Annotated in this window: 15 protein-coding genes; 10 read left to right on the top strand and 5 right to left on the bottom strand. The window is 69.8% G+C overall.

What is annotated here, in order from left to right; genetic code table 11:
• Window positions 1–108 precede the first annotated feature (108 nt).
• A complete protein-coding gene (locus ABT085_RS04445) occupies window positions 109–1,071 on the bottom strand; it encodes a WGR domain-containing protein (protein WP_351601913.1) in 963 nt (320 codons plus the stop codon).
• A gap of 261 nt (window positions 1,072–1,332) precedes the next feature.
• Here ABT085_RS04445 and ABT085_RS04440 point away from each other — a divergent pair, with 261 nt between their 5' ends.
• Window positions 1,333–2,805, top strand: a complete 1,473-nt coding sequence (locus ABT085_RS04440) for a hypothetical protein (RefSeq protein WP_351601910.1) — start codon at window positions 1,333–1,335, stop codon at window positions 2,803–2,805.
• 61 nt (window positions 2,806–2,866) lie between these two features.
• Here the strand turns inward: ABT085_RS04440 and ABT085_RS04435 are convergent, their stop codons facing one another.
• Window positions 2,867–3,484 (bottom strand): hypothetical protein, encoded by a 618-nt coding sequence (locus ABT085_RS04435; RefSeq protein WP_351601907.1) that lies wholly within the window; start codon window positions 3,482–3,484, stop codon window positions 2,867–2,869.
• A gap of 153 nt (window positions 3,485–3,637) precedes the next feature.
• On the opposite strand from ABT085_RS04435, the gene ABT085_RS04430 reads away from it, so the two are divergent.
• From ABT085_RS04430 to ABT085_RS04400, 7 genes are all read left to right on the top strand, one after another.
• Window positions 3,638–4,234 carry an HD domain-containing protein gene (locus tag ABT085_RS04430; protein ID WP_351601904.1) on the top strand — a complete coding sequence of 199 codons (597 nt, stop codon included), beginning with the start codon at window positions 3,638–3,640 and terminating at the stop codon, window positions 4,232–4,234.
• Between the two features lie 69 nt (window positions 4,235–4,303).
• A complete protein-coding gene (locus tag ABT085_RS04425) occupies window positions 4,304–4,825 on the top strand; it encodes a hypothetical protein (protein ID WP_351601901.1) in 522 nt (173 codons plus the stop codon).
• A gap of 128 nt (window positions 4,826–4,953) precedes the next feature.
• On the top strand, window positions 4,954–6,225 hold the full coding sequence (locus ABT085_RS04420; RefSeq protein WP_351601898.1) for an MFS transporter: 1,272 nt from the start codon (window positions 4,954–4,956) through the stop codon (window positions 6,223–6,225).
• A 58-nt stretch (window positions 6,226–6,283) separates the two neighbouring features.
• Window positions 6,284–6,691 carry a DUF3224 domain-containing protein gene (locus tag ABT085_RS04415; protein ID WP_351601895.1) on the top strand — a complete coding sequence of 136 codons (408 nt, stop codon included), beginning with the start codon at window positions 6,284–6,286 and terminating at the stop codon, window positions 6,689–6,691.
• A 49-nt stretch (window positions 6,692–6,740) separates the two neighbouring features.
• A complete protein-coding gene (locus tag ABT085_RS04410) occupies window positions 6,741–7,400 on the top strand; it encodes a TetR/AcrR family transcriptional regulator (RefSeq protein ID WP_351601892.1) in 660 nt (219 codons plus the stop codon).
• A gap of 314 nt (window positions 7,401–7,714) precedes the next feature.
• Window positions 7,715–8,032: an effector-associated constant component EACC1 gene (locus ABT085_RS04405; protein WP_351601889.1), complete on the top strand. Its 318-nt coding sequence runs from the start codon at window positions 7,715–7,717 to the stop codon at window positions 8,030–8,032.
• Window positions 8,019–9,725 carry a caspase, EACC1-associated type gene (locus ABT085_RS04400; protein ID WP_351601886.1) on the top strand — a complete coding sequence of 569 codons (1,707 nt, stop codon included), beginning with the start codon at window positions 8,019–8,021 and terminating at the stop codon, window positions 9,723–9,725. The genes ABT085_RS04405 and ABT085_RS04400 overlap by 14 nt, the downstream gene beginning before the upstream one ends.
• A 5-nt stretch (window positions 9,726–9,730) precedes the next feature.
• On the opposite strand, the gene ABT085_RS04395 is transcribed toward ABT085_RS04400, so the two are convergent.
• A complete protein-coding gene (locus ABT085_RS04395; RefSeq protein WP_351601883.1) occupies window positions 9,731–10,744 on the bottom strand; it encodes a BtrH N-terminal domain-containing protein in 1,014 nt (337 codons plus the stop codon).
• 422 nt (window positions 10,745–11,166) lie between these two features.
• On the opposite strand from ABT085_RS04395, the gene ABT085_RS04390 reads away from it, so the two are divergent.
• Together ABT085_RS04390 and ABT085_RS04385 are read left to right on the top strand one after the other, a co-directional pair.
• The gene (locus ABT085_RS04390) at window positions 11,167–11,712 is read left to right on the top strand and encodes a DoxX family membrane protein (protein WP_351601878.1); all 546 of its coding nucleotides are present in this window, start codon (window positions 11,167–11,169) and stop codon (window positions 11,710–11,712) included.
• 121 nt (window positions 11,713–11,833) lie between these two features.
• On the top strand, window positions 11,834–12,667 hold the full coding sequence (locus ABT085_RS04385; RefSeq protein ID WP_351601872.1) for a class I SAM-dependent methyltransferase: 834 nt from the start codon (window positions 11,834–11,836) through the stop codon (window positions 12,665–12,667).
• A 60-nt stretch (window positions 12,668–12,727) separates the two neighbouring features.
• On the opposite strand, the gene ABT085_RS04380 is transcribed toward ABT085_RS04385, so the two are convergent.
• On the bottom strand, window positions 12,728–14,203 hold the full coding sequence (locus ABT085_RS04380; RefSeq protein WP_351601869.1) for a multicopper oxidase family protein: 1,476 nt from the start codon (window positions 14,201–14,203) through the stop codon (window positions 12,728–12,730).
• Window positions 14,204–14,381: 178 nt separating this feature from the next.
• Window positions 14,382–15,575, bottom strand: a complete 1,194-nt coding sequence (locus tag ABT085_RS04375; RefSeq protein ID WP_351601866.1) for a cytochrome P450 — start codon at window positions 15,573–15,575, stop codon at window positions 14,382–14,384.
• Window positions 15,576–15,802: the final 227 nt, after the last annotated feature.

The raw sequence follows: 15,802 nt of genomic DNA, 5'->3' as shown, positions 1-15,802 counted from the left end.
GCCGCCGTTCATCGGTAGGAGCCGATCTGATCACACGCCTGACCTGCACAGAAGGCCTGATCGTCCTAGGGGAGGAACCGTGATCGCGTCGCAATACGGGCCGGCGCCTCAACCGGCCAGAAAGGAGAACACGTCGGCGAAGGACAGGGAGGTGCCGGGTTCGAGGCGCTTGGTCTCTCCTCGGAAGGACCGCACCTCCAGCCAGCTCTGCGGCGATGCCTGCGGCAGCAGGTCCATGAGCTTCTGGAGGTCGGCCGCCCGGTGCACCTTGAACTTCCGCGACGGCCGGTAGTACGACGGCTCGACGTCGAAGCGCAGATCGACGGCGGGATACGGCGAGCGTCCCCAGTCGCTGTACGGCAGCGAGGCATGACCGTGGATGCGGGCATCGACAAGCACCTCCGTGTCCTCGTCCCCGATCTCGCAGTCGAACACGGGGAAGGCCGTCGCCACCCGCGCCGCCACCTCCGGGTGTGCGGCACAGGCCTGGCTGAGGGCCGGCGAGCAGAACAGCGCGTGGTCGAAGGACCCGACCGGGCTCGGCAACGGCACCTTGTGATGGGACCGGCCGTCGAAGGCGAGGTCACGCCTGGCGCAGAGGAACTCCAGGAAACCCGCGACCACCTCGGCCTGATGACTGTCGGCTCGTACTGCGAAGCGGACCGCGCTGCGCCCTTGCTCACGCAGTACGTAGTACTCGAGGAAGCCCCGCGGGTGATCGGGCGAGAGTGCGCGGCGGTAGACCTCGTCGAAGCCGTCGACCGGCAGGTACGGGGCGACCGGCGCGTGTGGGCCGACTGACCTGGTCAGGAAGTCCAGAACCGGTGTCCCGGCCTCGGCCTCTGCCGGATCACAGGGCGGGTCCACCTCGGTGAACCCCTTGCGGAGACGTTCGCTGATCTTGCGTGCCGCGTGACGCCGCGCCTGTTCCTCGTCGTCCAGCGTCGTCGTACTGGCCTTGCCGGGGCTTCGGCCGGATCCCCACTTGAGGAAGCACCGGATCCCGTCCTGGCGAATCTGCCAGTAATCGAGCGTGGCCTCCTGCCGCTCGAACCTCCGCCATCCGCCCATCGGGCCTCCCGTACCGTCCGCGGCAGGCCTTCGCCGGGACCGCACGCGGGTGACCCTATCGCTCACCTGCGACCTTGCCTTCACCGGTGGTCGGGCCACCGGGCGGGGCAGTCGTCCGTCCCTGCGGATGCTCCCTTCGGATGCCACCGACGGCGTGGGGACCGCGGTGCCTCTCCGTTCAGGGCGACAGCGCCTTCCTTCAAGGCCGGGCGGTCCGCGATCTCGTTTGGTCCGCAACGGAGTTGGCGACATCCTGACCACATGGACACCGACTCAGTCACTCCCGTTCACCTCGACACGGTGATGAACGGCCTGGCGACGAATCCCGCCCTGCCGCCCTCCATGGTCCGGCGGATGTTCGGATGGCGGCGGGGCTGGGGACAGGTGGCGAGGCGTCCGGATCTCACCGAGGACATCGTCGCCGAGATCGTCGCGACCGACGACCACTGGCTTCTGCACAGCCTGGCGCTCAACGACCGACTGCCGGACCGGTTCCGTATCCGTCTGGCCGCCCACCGGGACGAGGGGGTGAGGGCCGCGCTCGTCATGTGCGCGGAGACCGCCCCGAGGGAGATGCTGGAGCAGCTCATCGACGATCCCGACCCACACGTCCGCGAGTACCTGGCCCGGAGTGCTCACACGCCGCCCGGCCTGCGGGCACGTCTCGCATCCGACCCCGACCCCAAGATCCGCGCCGTGCTGGCGAGACACTGGACACAGGCGCCGGAAGCGGTCCGCCGCGTCCTGCTGACCGATCCCGAGGCCACGGTGCGGGCCGCGGCCTGTTCGACCTACTTCGCGCACGGGCCGCATCCGACACCTCCCTCGGACCTGCTGCCGGCTCTGCTCGCGGACCCCGTGACCCGGGCGGGCGCGGTGATCCACAGCGTTCTCGACGAGGACACCCTTCAGCGGCTCGCCGGTGATCCGAACAGCGAGGTACGTGCCCAGGTCGCCCGGCATCCGGACCTGCCGCCGTCGGTCCGTGCGGTCCTTGCCGTCGATCCGGCCCTGAACGTCCGGGTGAAGGTCTTCGCCCGGCCGGACACGTCGGAGCACGAGCGGGCGCAGATCCACACCTCGGTCCACGAGCTCTCGCGCTCGATCCCCGACCCGAGTGACGACGCCGACGACGAAACCGTCGAGCAGTGGATGCGAAACTGCTTCGCAGCAACGGAGTTGAGAATCCTGCGCCTGCCCTGGGTCACCGCGGACCCGCTGCCGCACATCGACTCGCCCTACGTCAGCTTCCGTGTCTCGGCGGCCGCCGCCGAGGACCTTCCCGCCGATGCGGTGGCCCGGCTGCTCGACGACGAGGAGGAGATCGTCCGCCTCACCATGGCGCACACCGCCCCGCACCTGGTCGCTCCCGAGACCGCCGAGGACATCGAACGCCGCTACCGCCGACGGGACAAGTTCACGTTCTGGTGGGACAAGGCGGAGGTTCTGACGTTCTCCCCGGAAACCCTGCGCCGCTTCGCCACCGACCCGGAGCCCCGGCTCCGCTCCTTCGCGCCCCGCGACCCGGACCTGCCGCCGGCACTCGCCGAGCAGCTGGCCCGCGACCCCGAGGAGCAGGTCCGCCGCGCGGTCGCGCCCCACCGCAGTCTCCCGGTGCCCTCCCTGCTCCGACTCCTCGCCGATCCCTCGGAGCACGTGGCGGAGGCCGCGGGTGCCTCGCCCTTTCTTCCCGTCGAGCACATGGAGCGGCTGCTGACCCTGGCGGGCTTGTAGTCGTCGTGCACAACGCTGCCCCCCGGCGCCACCGACTCTCGCCCCGCGCCCGCCGGGGCCCTCAGAACGGGCGGTCGGCCGTGCCCAGAGCGATGATTTCGGTGCCGCCCAGCACCTCCGCGAGAGTCTGCGGCGCGCCGCGCATGTGGAAGTAGTCCCACTGTGCGCGGCGGGTCACCTGGTCAGGGTGGCCGAGCGCGCGCAGTACGTCACAGTGCAGGGCCTGGGCCCAGACGTAACCCGGATCGCCGTCGACGTCCATGTCCTCCACGTCGATCGGGGTGTCCGCGAGCGCGGAGGCCAGGCGATGGCCGTCCACGGGCCCCGCGGCGAAGTCCAGGAACGCGGCGGGGTCGGCACCCAGGGGCTCGTCGAGGGCGTCCTCGTCGTCCCGGATCGGCCAGGAGTCGTAGCGGTGGTCGCGGACTCCGTCCCGCCAGACCTCCAACTCGAGCCGGTCGCCGTCGTACTGGAAGGCGGCCAGCACCGGTACGCCCAACTCGGCGCTGATCGGCCCGGCGAGCGCGAAGACGTCGTTGTCGTCGACGGACCGGTCCGGATGGACGAGACAGAATCCTTGCCCGGCGGGAATCGCGTAGCCCGCCGCGCAGACCTCGCGCAGGACGGGAGCCGCCCGTTCGAGCGGTACGGGAATCAGTATCGTGCCGTACGTGGTCACGGCCTCACCTCCTGGGACGCGGCGACCCTATGCGGCGGCGGAACTGCGAGGCAAAGGAAATTGGCCCACCGCGGACTCGCGGCCGGAGCTGTGGCGCAGGCATTGTCCTGTGGTCCGCCCGGTGAGCGGGACGTAAGCCCCTAGGATTGAGCGATGCAGCCGCCAAGTCCCGCCGAAATCCGCTCGTTGCACGAAAAATACGCACCCGGCAGCGATGCGTTCGATCTGGTCTTCACGCACTGCGAGATCGTCTGGTCCATCGCGGAGAAGCTGATCGCGACGGCAGGGCGCGACCTCGACGCGGATCTTGTGCGTGCCGGATGCCTGCTCCATGACATCGGCGTCTATCGACTCATCGACGAAACCGGAAGAATCGACGAAGCCAACTATCTGCGTCATGGCTTGCTGGGTCACGAGATCCTGGCCGCAGAAGGGTTCCCGGAGGCACTCTGCCGGTTCTGTTCGTGCCACACAGGAGTCGGACTGACGAAGCACGACGTGGAAAGCCAAGGCCTGCCACTGCCGGTCGCGGACTACGTCGCCGTGACCGTCGAAGAGCGACTGGTGATGTACGCCGACAAATTCCACAGCAAGTCCGATCCGCCGAAGTTCCTTTCCGCGGACTCCTACGCCAGGTATGTCGCCCGCTTCGGCAGGGACAAGGTGTCCGCGTTCGCCCGCCTGCGCGCGGAGTTCGGTGAACCGGACCTGACCGGCTTGGCCGCGGCACATCAACACGCCCTCGTCTGAGGGTGCTCTCGTTCCTGTTCGCACAGCCCGTCTGGTGCCGTTGGTACGGGATGGCCCAGGCTGGCCCGCATGGACTGGTTGCCACTGCTCTCCACCCTGGCCGGTGCCGCGATCGGCATCGGCGCGACTCTCATAGCCGATAGGAATCGGTGGAAGCACGAGGATGTCAAAGAAGCTCTGCGGCTGCGGCTGGACATCTACACGCAGTACACCACCACCGTGAAGACCCTCGGTGAGACCCTGCGGGCCTTGGCCGAGCGGGAGTACCCCTCCGACGGCGAGCGGGCGCTGGCGCTGCGTGAAGCCTTTCGGGATTCAGGCATGGGCACCGCCTCGGAGCGGATGTGGCTCATCGCGCCGGAACCCGTCGTCAAGGCCTCCAACAGCGTGTTCCACTGCCTGCGACGCATCTGCGACGGCTACGCCGACGGAAGTGCGGTCAGCAGCCCGGAGGATCGCGCCCGCTGGGAGGCACGCGGCAAAGCAGCGGCCAGGATGCGCAAGCTCATGCGCGAAGATCTCGGCGTCGGCCCTCTCGCCGAACGGCACAGCCCACTTGCCGACGACTACGACGCCCCTGCCGCGCAGTGACGCCGCCCGGGCAACACAGCAGTCGTCAGGAGCGCCCGAGTACGCGGGGCAGGGCGGTGAGCCACCCGTCGGCGACTGCCCCCCAAATCGCTGCCCCACCACCGACAACCCTCCGCCGGAAGAGAAGCATGACCGACATCGCACCCGCCGACACGACGGCCCGCATACCCGATGCCGCCCTCGCCCAGCGCCGCATCCTGCGGGTCCTGGTCGCTTCCCAGGTCCTCAGCGGGGCCGGGCTCGCCGCCGGTGTCACCGTCGGAGCCCTCCTGGCCCAGGACATGCTGGGGTCCACGAACCTCGCCGGGCTGCCCAGCGCCCTGATGACCACAGGCTCCGCCCTCACCGCCGTCACCGTCGGCCGCGTCTCCCAGGCCCGCGGCCGCCGTCCCGGACTTGCGGCGGGGTATCTCGCCGGGGCGATCGGCTCGGCCGGCGTCATCGTCGCCGCCGTCCTGGACAACCCGGCGCTGCTGTTCCTCTCCCTGTTCGTCTACGGCGCGGGCACCGCCACCAACCTCCAGGCCCGCTACGCCGGGGCCGACCTCGCCGCCCCCGGACACCGGGCCCGCGCGGTGTCCACCGTCCTGGTCACCACCACCCTCGGCGGTGTCGCCGGCCCCAACCTCGCGGCCCCCACCGGCACCTTCGCCGAACGCATCGGCATCCCCCACCTCGCCGGACCGTTCATTCTCTCCGGCGTCGCCTACGTCCTCGCCGCGGTCGTCCTCGCCGTATGGCTGCGGCCCGACCCGCTGCTCATGGCCCGCAGCCTCGCCCGGGCCGAGCAGGCCGACGCGGCAGCCGCCCGGACCGCCGCCGACGCCGGTCCGGCCGGTCCGGACGAGGCCCGCGGAGGCGTCGTCCTAGGCGCGCTCGTCATGATCCTCACTCAGCTCGTCATGGTCGCGATCATGACGATGACGCCGGTCCACATGCACGACCACGGCCACGGAACCGCCGCCTCCGGCCTCGTCATCGCCGTCCACATCGGCGCCATGTACCTGCCCTCCCCGCTCACCGGCCGGCTCGTCGACCGCTACGGCCGAATGAAGATCGCCACCGCCTCCGGCATCACCCTCCTCGCCGCCGGCATCCTCGCCGCCGCGGCCCCCGGCGACTCCGTCGCCCTGCTCGCCCTCGCACTCGCCCTGCTCGGCCTGGGCTGGAACCTCGGCCTGGTGGCAGGCACCGCGATCATCACCGACACCGTCCCGCTCGCGACCCGCGCCAAGACCCAGGGCCTGGTCGACGTCTCCATCGCCATCGCGGGCGCGACCGGGGGCATGGCCTCCGGCATCATGGTGGCCGCCACCAGCTACCCCGCCCTCGCCCTGACCGCAGGCATCCTCGCCCTCGCCCTCCTGCCCGCCGTCGCAGTCACCGCGTACCGCAACTGAGCACCGCGAACTCGGCTTGTCCGGTGGCGATGTCAGTGGTGCGGCATACGATCCGGGCATGCGAGCTTCAGGAACGTTCAAGGTTGCCGACTTCACCCCGGCTCCGGTGCCGAGCCCCGCGATCGAGACGGCGCTGCCCGTCGGTGTCGCCACGATGGACAAGCAGTACGAGGGCGAGATCGCCGGACGATCCGCGACCTTGTTCACCGCCGCGTACGACCAGTCCAGCGCGACGGGGACGTATGTCGCGATGGAGTCCTTCGAGGGGACGCTCCACGGGCAGGCCGGTGCCTTCAACTTCGCGCACTCCGCGACGACCCGGGGCGAAGGCAGGGAGGGCGAGTTCTTCGTCATCGTGCCGGCCAGCGGAACGGGCGCGTTGGCCGGGATCACCGGGACCGGCGGCATCGCGGTCGACGGGGACGGCACCCATCGGATCTGGTTCGACTACGAGCTCGGCCGGTAGCCGGCCTCCGGTGCGGCACGACCCTCCGGGCAGGCCCTAACCTGCGTCCATGACGACGACACCGCGGCGCAAGCTTCCCCGGGGCATGAGCGCCCTGCCGGTCGACGAGGTGGAGTCGCTCCAACGGGAGCGCGTGTACGCGGCGTTGGCGCAGGTACTGACCGAGCGGGGGTATGCCGCCGCCACCGTCGAGGACGTCGTCAGGCGGGCGGGGGTGTCCCGCCAGACGTTCTACCGCTACTTCACGTCCAAGGCGGACTGCTTCGCTGCGGCCTACCAGGCGGCCGGGGAGAACCTCCTGGCCCAAGTGCTGGAGCGGTTCGCCGTTGCCGAGAGCGAGCCCTCGGCCGGTGCCGACGACGGCCCGCCGCACCGGTTCGAGCGGCTGGTCGACGCCTATCTCCGCACCCTGGCAGCCGACTGGCCCAGGGCCCGGCTCTGCCTGGTGGAGGCGTTCGCGGCCGGTCCCGGTGTGCTGCCCGTACGGGCGCCCTTGTACGACACCGTGGTGGACCTGGTCGCGCGGACCCTCGGGGTCGAGGACACGGAGGGCCGGCTCCTCTGCCGGATGATCCTCGCTGCCACCACCGCCCTGGCGACCTCGGCGGTGGCCGACGGCGACCAAGGCCAACTCGACTCGGCTGGGGTCGAGTTGAACCAGTACGTACGCCGGCTTTGGGACGCCGGTCTGCTCGGCCCGCGGGCCTGACCGGCCGCGTCACGCCTCCCCCATTCCTAACAGACATCCGTGTTCCTTTGCGTGGACGAAACCGCTACGCTGCCGGAAGCACCGACGTCCGGACCCCCGAGCGCGGAGGCGACACCTGCACAGCGCAACGGTCATGCCGGTTCCGGCACCGGTCCCTGTAGGACCCAGGCCTGGTGAACTCCGCCCGGAGGACCGGCGATCGGAGCAGGAGCGGACGCGGGCGCAAGAGCAGGAGCAGGCGCAGGAGCAGGCGCACGGACGGATCGAGGGGCCGGGGGAAACCAGTGGTACATGAGACAGCCGAAGCACCTCGGATGCTCGAACTGACACTCTCCGATCCAGCACAACTCTGGGGACTCCGAGACTGGTTACGTGCACAGGACGGGATCACCGTGCGCGTCATTCCCACGTCGCCGGCCCCCGGCGAGCTCGGCACCGCCGACGTGCTGGCCGTGCTCGCAGGCAGCAGCGCGCTGGCCGCAGCGGTGAGGACCCTGCCCGACTTCCTGCGCTCGCGCCGCTCGAACCTCAGGGTGCAGATCACCGTCGACGGCAAGCAGGTCGAGATCGAGCTGGAGAACACGGACCGGGCACTGGAGATCCTCGAACGGCTGCTCCGTGACAGTGCCTGAGCCGTTGTACGACTACGCACGCTCACGGGCGGTTCTCGTCGGCGTGTGGGACTACGAGCATCTGCCTCCCGTGGCCTCGGCCACCAGGAACAGTCTCGACCGGATGACCGATCTGCTCCAGGGCCCCCTCTGCGGCTGGCCACGGTCCTCGGGCAGCCCGGCGGACCGGCTCCAGGTCGTCCGCAATCCGCGGCGGCGCAACAACTTGCCCGACGACCTCATGCGGTGGTTCGAGGACGCCACGGACCTGGCTCTGTTCTACTTCGTGGGCCACGGCCGCCTCTACGGGGACGAGCTCTGCCTGGCGCTCGCCGAGTCCCCGTTGAGCGGATCCGCCCAGAAGACCACCGGGCTGCGGTTCTCCGACATCCGGGAGGCCCTGGAGGAATCCCAGGCCGTCACCAAGGTGGTCATCCTCGACTGTTGCTTCTCGGGCCAGGCCACCCTGCCCAGGCACACGCTGTCCGCGCCCGCCATCACCGAGCTGACCCACTGCTCCGGGACCATCACGCTGACCGCGACCGACGCCTACCGCACCGCGTGGTACGAACCCGACTCGACGAGCGGCCGCCCGCAGACCCACTTCACCCGCTACCTGGTCGACGCGATCGAGACGGGTGCCGTCGGCCACCCCCACGGAGTCTCCCTCGAAGCCGCCTTCGCGACCGCCTCGGCGGCACTGGTCCGCGACGGCAAGCCCCGGCCGACCCAGTCCGTCCGCCACCACGCCGGGCGGTTCGTCATCGCCCGGGGCTCGGCCCGCCGACCTCCAACTGACCAGGACCACAGGCCCAGTGAACAGGGCGTCGGGACCGGCCCGGCCCACCAGGACGTGGACGAGCTCTTCCAGGCCGCCCTCGCACTCGACCGGGACGCCGAGGCGGCGAACCTGCCGCGCCTCGAGTCGATGTACCGGGCCGCCGCCGAGGCCGGGCACCCGGAGGCGATGACCCGCCTGGGCATGATCCTCGAAGGGCGCACCCAGGAGCGCCTCGGGGTCACGCTCCCCGGTGGGACCATCGCCCCGGACATAGACGGTGCCATGCACTGGTACACCCGGGCGGCCCGGCTCGGCAGCTCCCATGGCGCCTACTTCCTCGGGCTCGCCTACGAGGACCACCTGGGCAACTGGCCGGAGGCGCTGGCCTGGTACCGGCAGGCCGCCCGCGACGAGCGGAACTGGGCGGCGCGCAAGGCCCTGACCGGACTCGAGGACCGACTGGCCCGCGGCCTCGGTCCGTTGAAGAACGCCGGCGAGTTCAAAGAACCCGGCCATTCCGCGCACCACCAGGACCGAGAGAAAGGGGAGTCAGTCGTGTTCAGCAATCGAGCGAACGAGCAGGGAGCACTGGTCGCCAGGATCCTCGCAGGTCAGGCCGGCCCCGATGTCGTAGCGACAGTCCAGAGCAACTTCGGGCAGTGGATGCGCGACCACTGGGGCGGTGACCAGAACCTTGCCCTGGCCTTCTGCGTCAACGCGCTCGCCGAAGCCTGTGGCGGGATACGCGGTGAGTGGGGCACGCTGAGCGACAAGCAGCAGTCGGGACTGGTCTGGTTCTTCAGCCTGTTGTGCCTGCCGACCAGGGACAGCGTCGAAAGGGACGCGACCGCCTTCCGCAAGCAGGCCCGCGACGGGGGCCAGCGCTTGGCCGACATCGCCCGTACCGCGAATCTCTTGCGCGGCCAGCCCTGAGCCTGTCAGGGCTGGATCGTGCCGGTGGGCTCGGAGCCCAGGCGACCGAGCGCCCGCATGGCCTCGCGTTCCAGGCGTGAGAGATCGCCGAGGACCGAGCCGGCCTGCACGAGGCTCTGCGCATCGCCCGATTCACCGGCCGTCGTGATCAGTGCTGCCACTTCCGTCCACAGGGTGGCTGCCTCGGCGTACAGCGTGTGGCCGGTGCGCAGGTGGCTGCTGTCGAGCAGACCGGTGCATTCGGCGAGGAAGTCGCGGTAGAGGTTGCGAAACAGGGCCCCACCGGTGCCGGACTTCTCCATCAACAGGGCGGCCTGTGGCAGGTCTTGCCGGGGGTCGTCGGTGCGTTGGAGCCATGTGCGCACCAGCTTGCCGGCCTTGTCGATGCCGCGGTGGCCGAGGTTGGCGATGGGCGGGTTGAGGAAGGCGTCGGCGCAGGCGGTGATGGCGGGGACGATCTGTCGGTATGGTGCTGGCAGGTTTCTCGGAGCGGTGAGGGTGAAGGAGCGGTGCCTGGCGGTCATCGGACCACGGGCGGCCCTGGCTCGGGCGAGAGTGGTCAGGCTGGTGGAGACCGCTCCGCCTTGCTGGTCGGTGTCCACCAGGTAGGCGCTGCGGTCGTCGTAGCCGTACATGGCGACGACGTGACCGCCGAAGTGGACCTTCGAGCCGAAGTAGTCCAGGTGGTAGCTGTCGAGCTGGAGTCCGACGGGCCGGCCGGAGTCGATGAGGGCCGCCACGTTGTCCCATGCCTTGCGCGGGGAGGTGGTCTCCTGGACCAGGAGCTCCAGCCCGAGCCTGCCGGCCAGGTTCCTGGTGAGGTCGAAAGGTCTGACCCGTCCGCCGAGGAAGGGGAAGCCCATGTTCTTGGCGTCCCAGTAGACGAAGGACAGACCGGAGCCGAGGCCGAACAGCATGGGCTCGGACAGATCGAGTCCTTGATGACGCAGTAGCACTCCCAGTGCTGTCGTCTCGCAGTGCTGCGAACCGCGAGCATCGATGGGTGCCACCGTGGTCATGCGGTGCTCTCCTGGTCGGGGATGATCGGCCGGGTCGTCGGTTCTTCCAACTCTATGGCGATCAGCCACTGGGAGGACCGGGTTCAAAAGCCTTGACCCGTGGCTCACTGGGCACCGCAATATTCCACTAATTTCACCAATAAAGTACAGAGTTATCGTAATGATGTGCCTTTTGATCCGAGCGTGCGGTTCGACGCGGCCGACAGCGCCATCCACTCCGCCAGCGTCCTTGGTAAGGACTCGCGGCGCCCCGCTGACCTGCGACGCCGCCCGGTAAGGGGATCGCCGGCAAAGGGGGGCGTGCACCGCGAATCCCTGCGGCGCCCATCCGCACGCACCGTCGTGCTCGGCCCAGGCCCGAACTGGGGGGAAGCCCGTTGAGGCGTTCCGACCGGAGCCTTCCCATGTCGACCAAACGCGCAATGAACCGTCCTGCTCGTTCCGCACCATCGCCACCGCATCCCACCACCGCCTTCGTGGTGACCGCCGCCGACTGCGGCCTGCTGCTCATCCGACTGACCTTCGGCCTCCTCATGGCCGCTCACGGGGCTCAGAAAGTCTTCGGACTCTTCGGGGGCCAGGGCCAGGGCCTGACCGCGACCGGCAAGGGATTCGAGGCCCTGGGCTACCACCCCGGCAAAGTCTTCGCCGTGATCGGCGGACTGTCCGAGCTCCTGGGAGGTCTGGGACTCGCCCTCGGCCTGCTGACGCCGCTGGCGGCAGCCGCCCTGATCGGCGTCATGATCAATGCGATGGCCACGGTCACCGGCGCACACGGCCTGTGGGAGACGGATGGCGGTGTGGAATACAGCGTCTGCATCGCCGTAGTCGCCCTCGCGATCGCTGCCATCGGTCCTGGCCGACTGGCCGCCGACCGCTTCCTGCCGTGGGGCGCGGGCGGCTGGAAGGAGGCAGCCTTCGCCCTCGGCCTCGGCGGCGTGGCCGCCGCGATCACACTGAGCCTGTGAGCAGCCACCCGAAGGTGATCGTCTCGTGGCGGCCGTGGCGTATCCGTCCGCGGCGCGGTGGGCAGGGTAGAACCCAGAATGTGAAGAACCGGCTGCAACGGCAGGAAACCGGAGGCATTCGATGACCGAGGCGAGCGACGCGGCCCGTGCCGACCATGTGCTGAAGGCGAAGCACCGTGCGATGTGGGCGCTGGGCGACTACGCCTCCGTGGCGTCGCACGTCATCCATGATCTGGGTGGTGAGCTGGTGCGGGAGTGCGGCGTCGGGCAGGGCGACAGCGTCCTGGACGTCGCGGCCGGCTCCGGGAACGCGGCCATCCCCGCCGCCCTCCTCGGAGCCGACGTCGTCGCCTGCGACCTCACGCCCGAGCTCCTGGAGGTCGGACGCCACCTCGCCTCGGTGCGTGGCGCCCGGGTGGACTGGCGGGAGGCGGACGCGGAGTCCCTGCCGTTCGCGGACGGGGAGTTCGACACGGTGATGTCGTGTGTCGGTGTCATGTTCGCTCCGCACCACCAGCGGGCGGCCGACGAACTGGTCCGGGTCTGCCGACCGGGCGGCACCGTCGGCCTGATCAACTGGACCCCGGAGGGGTTCATCGGGCAGATGTTCGCAGTGATGCGCCCCTTCGTTCCGCCGCCGCCGCCCGGCGCCCAGCCGCCACCCCTGTGGGGCGACCCGGAGCACGTGTACTCCCTGCTGGGGGACCGGGTCACCGACGTCGATGCCCGCCGGCAGCGATTGCGCGTGGACCGGTTCGCGCGGCCGCAGGACTTCCGGGAGTTCTTCAAAGCCTGCTACGGGCCGACCGTCGCCGCGTACGCCCTCGTCTCCGGGGACCCCGAGCGGGTGGCGGCACTCGACGCGGCCCTCGACGACCTGGCCGCGCGGCACCTCACCGACGGCGCCATGGACTGGGAGTACCTGATGGTCACCGCCCACCGGACCCCGGCGTAGCCACGCACGCCAGGTGACACGGCCACCGGCACACCGCGGGAGTCCCGACGCGGTCCGCGGTCACTTCTCGATCTGGAGCACGGCCATCATCCCCGCGTCCTCGTGGTTGAGGATGTGGCAGTGCAGGACCGTCTTGCCGGGATAGTCGAGGAAGCGGATCCGCAGAACCATGTTCCCGCGCGGCGGTACGTCGACGGTGTCCTGCAGGCCGTAGTTGGTCTGCGGCTTGCCGTTGATGCTCATGACCTGGAAGTCGTTGGTGTGGACGTGGAACGAGTGGACCTCGTCGCTGTCGTTCTTGATCGTCCACTCTTCGACGGTGTTGAGCTTGGCCCGGAAGTCGACGCGGTGATGGTCGAACAGCTTGTGGTTGATGTAGAAGACCGTGCCCGCCTTGTTCTCCGTGAAGACGACCGTCTTGCGTCCGGCGATGGACTCCTTGCCGAGATCGTCCACCGGGGCGAAGGCCGTGGGCAGGGCCGCGGGCCGCATCGGTTCGCCTTCGGAGCGGACCGTGGCCAGGGTCGCCAGGGGGAACTGGTTGCCGGCCTTGCCGGTGTTGTACGGCAGGGTCCGCAGCTCGGACACTCCGGCCTTCGGGCCCTGGACGAGCACGTCGTAGCGGGCACCGGCCGGGATGACCAGGGAGTCGACGGAGTAGACCCGGTTCACCGGGTAGCCGTCCTGGGCGATGATGTGGAACCTGGTGCCCGGCAGCTGCACCTTGTAGAAGATGTTGGCCCCGATGTTCGCCAGGCGCCACAGCTGGGTCTCGCCGGGCCTGATCCGGATCCGCGGGTCGAGCTGCCCGTTGACGGTACGTGTCGTGGGAGCGCCGATCTTCAGGTTCGCGGTCTTGACCTCGTCACCCACGAGCTGGAAGTCCTTGAGCGCGACGACGCGTTCCGTGATCCCGCGCAGCGCCGCGGGCAGATATCTGTCGAGACCGTCGACCACGATCAGGCCGGCCATGCCCCCCGCGGTCTGACCTGCGGAGAGCGGGTGCGGGTGCGGGTGGTACCAGTACGTTCCCGGTTCCAGGCTCTTGGGGAAGGCATACCTGTAGGTGAACGACTTGCCCGGTTCGACCGTGAGGAAGATGTTGTCCGAATCGCCGGCGGGGGAGACGTGCATGCCGTGGACGTGCAGATTCGTCTGCTGGCCGAGCCTGTTCTCGAAGGAGACCTCCATCCGGTCCCCCGGTCGCAGGCGCAGCGTGGGCGGCATGTACATCCCGTTGTACGTCAGGGCCCACAGCTCGCGGCCTGCCAGACGCACCTTCCTGCGCTCGACGACGATCCGCGTCCTGAGCAGCCCGTCGCGGCTCACGACCTGCGGGGGATCACGTAGGTCCTCCGTCGCCCGCGCGGTGAGGGCAGGCGAGGGGGACACGCTCGGCACGGGAACGGAAGCAGGCTGGGAACGGCCGAGTGCGGTCGCCTCGGTACGCGGTGCGGTGCACCCGGCCGCCAGGGCGAGCACGGCGAGTGCGGATCCGATGGCGGTTCGGGTGCGACGGGCGTGTGCGGGCAACATGAACTCCCCTGCCCCGCGAAGGGCGGAAGACGGGCGGCCGTGGGCTGCCATCATGCATTCCGGAGTCCGGCGCGATCGGTCACGACCCGAGGGATCGATGCGGGCGTCACCTTCTTGAACGAGCCCCCGGGACGCGACGCGCGTTCCAGCACCGGACGCGCGCCGCGCCGACGAGGCATCAATCCCGGTCGACGGCCACGCGCAGTCCGCGGATCACATAGCCCCCGATCTCGTCCTGGAACGTGACGCGCGGCGGTGTGAGCATGCGGATGCCATCGAGGGCGAAGAGGTGGCCGAGGAAGACGTTGGTCTCCATCAGGGCGATGTCCGCACCGGGACAGCGGTGCGGTCCGTCGCCGAAGGACAGGGCAGCCGCGTACCGCCCGGTCGTCGCCGGCCGGCCGGGGCAGACCGCCGTGGGAGTGGCCCCCACGGCCTCGGGGTCGGTGTTGGCCTCGTCCACGAAGATGTCGACGAGCGCGCCGGCGGGCACGGTGACCGGGCCGTCGGCGCCCGGCACGTCGAGCGCGCCGGTGGTCCGCCGGCTCAGCCGGGCGACCACGGGTTCCAGACGCAGGATCTCGTGGATCACTGCCAGGCGTTCGGTCTCGTCGCCGTTCGTGTAGCGCTCGCGCAGGGCGGCGTCGGTGAACAGATGCCAGGCGGCGACGGAGATGAACTCACGGGTGGTGATCATTCCGGCGGCGGCGTAGGTGAGGCACTCGCCGAGGATCTCGGGATTCGAGCAGCCTTCCGAGATCAGGTGGGAGATCAGGTTGTCGGCGGGCCGTGCGCGGTGGGCGCGGACGGCCGGGCGGACGTCGGCGAAGTAGATCCGCAGCCAGTTGGTGTTCTGGCGGAACAGCCAGTAGATCCCGTGCGGACTGGTGAAGCCGGGCTTGCCGAACTTCTCGGGGAAGAAGCGCTCCAGACGGCCCTGAATGCCGGGTCTGCTGTGGGTCAGGCCGATCACCCCGCACGCCACATCGATCGAGACGCCGAAGGTGAGGTCCTCCAGCTGAGCCTCGCCTTCGGTCCGCAGAGCGCTCAGGTGCTTCTGCGTGACGCGTTCGGTGAGTTCCCGGTAGTGCTCGTCCACGTGGCGGGGCGTGAAGTAGCGGGCGGTCTGACGGCGGTGTTCCCGGTGTTCGGGCCCGTCGCGGTACAGCACGGGCCGCCGGATCCGGGCGGGCAGCTTCTCGACGGTCTCGATGCCCAGACCTGCCTGCACGGTGTCGGTGCTGCGCAGCACGGCACGCGCCGCCGCGTAGCCGCGTACCTGCCATGTGCCGTCGTCCCCGCGGCCGACCGGGCAGCCGGGCCCGGTGGGATCCCGGCGGATTTTCCGTGCGTCGTCGTCGACTCGGTCCATCGGATGCAGCCTCCGTCGTCGTGTCGTACTCCTGCCGGGAGGCCGGGAGGAGTCCGCTGTCCGGCATGTGCGGCCAGACTTCAGGAGGACCGGCCCCACCGCCAGTCCCTCGGCCGCCAAGGGATCTCCAACTGTGCCGTGGTGCAACGGACTTCTCTCTCGCGGCAGCGCCCCGCCACGGCTTCGGGCCTCACGGTGGTGGGGGCGACAGTACGATCGACGCCTTG

Origin of the sequence: Streptomyces sp. NPDC002265 (genome assembly GCF_040296125.1) — a bacterium.
Taxonomy (GTDB): Bacteria; Actinomycetota; Actinomycetes; order Streptomycetales; family Streptomycetaceae; genus Streptomyces.
Note: the sequence above shows the minus strand (reverse complement) of the source record. Positions and strands in the feature narration are given on the sequence as shown.

What these genes read in the sequence shown, in the direction of transcription:
- ABT085_RS04425 (WP_351601901.1), top strand. Translation starts at nt 4,304, where the DNA reads ATGGACTGGTTGCCACTGCTCTCCACCCTGGCCGGTGCCGCGATCGGC.
- ABT085_RS04375 (WP_351601866.1), bottom strand. Translation starts at nt 15,575, where the DNA reads ATGGACCGAGTCGACGACGACGCACGGAAAATCCGCCGGGATCCCACC.
- ABT085_RS04440 (WP_351601910.1), top strand. Translation starts at nt 1,333, where the DNA reads ATGGACACCGACTCAGTCACTCCCGTTCACCTCGACACGGTGATGAAC.
- ABT085_RS04415 (WP_351601895.1), top strand. Translation starts at nt 6,284, where the DNA reads ATGCGAGCTTCAGGAACGTTCAAGGTTGCCGACTTCACCCCGGCTCCG.
- ABT085_RS04420 (WP_351601898.1), top strand. Translation starts at nt 4,954, where the DNA reads ATGACCGACATCGCACCCGCCGACACGACGGCCCGCATACCCGATGCC.
- ABT085_RS04430 (WP_351601904.1), top strand. Translation starts at nt 3,638, where the DNA reads ATGCAGCCGCCAAGTCCCGCCGAAATCCGCTCGTTGCACGAAAAATAC.
- ABT085_RS04445 (WP_351601913.1), bottom strand. Translation starts at nt 1,071, where the DNA reads ATGGGCGGATGGCGGAGGTTCGAGCGGCAGGAGGCCACGCTCGATTAC.
- ABT085_RS04385 (WP_351601872.1), top strand. Translation starts at nt 11,834, where the DNA reads ATGACCGAGGCGAGCGACGCGGCCCGTGCCGACCATGTGCTGAAGGCG.
- ABT085_RS04390 (WP_351601878.1), top strand. Translation starts at nt 11,167, where the DNA reads ATGAACCGTCCTGCTCGTTCCGCACCATCGCCACCGCATCCCACCACC.
- ABT085_RS04405 (WP_351601889.1), top strand. Translation starts at nt 7,715, where the DNA reads ATGCTCGAACTGACACTCTCCGATCCAGCACAACTCTGGGGACTCCGA.
- ABT085_RS04410 (WP_351601892.1), top strand. Translation starts at nt 6,741, where the DNA reads ATGACGACGACACCGCGGCGCAAGCTTCCCCGGGGCATGAGCGCCCTG.
- ABT085_RS04380 (WP_351601869.1), bottom strand. Translation starts at nt 14,203, where the DNA reads ATGTTGCCCGCACACGCCCGTCGCACCCGAACCGCCATCGGATCCGCA.
- ABT085_RS04395 (WP_351601883.1), bottom strand. Translation starts at nt 10,744, where the DNA reads ATGACCACGGTGGCACCCATCGATGCTCGCGGTTCGCAGCACTGCGAG.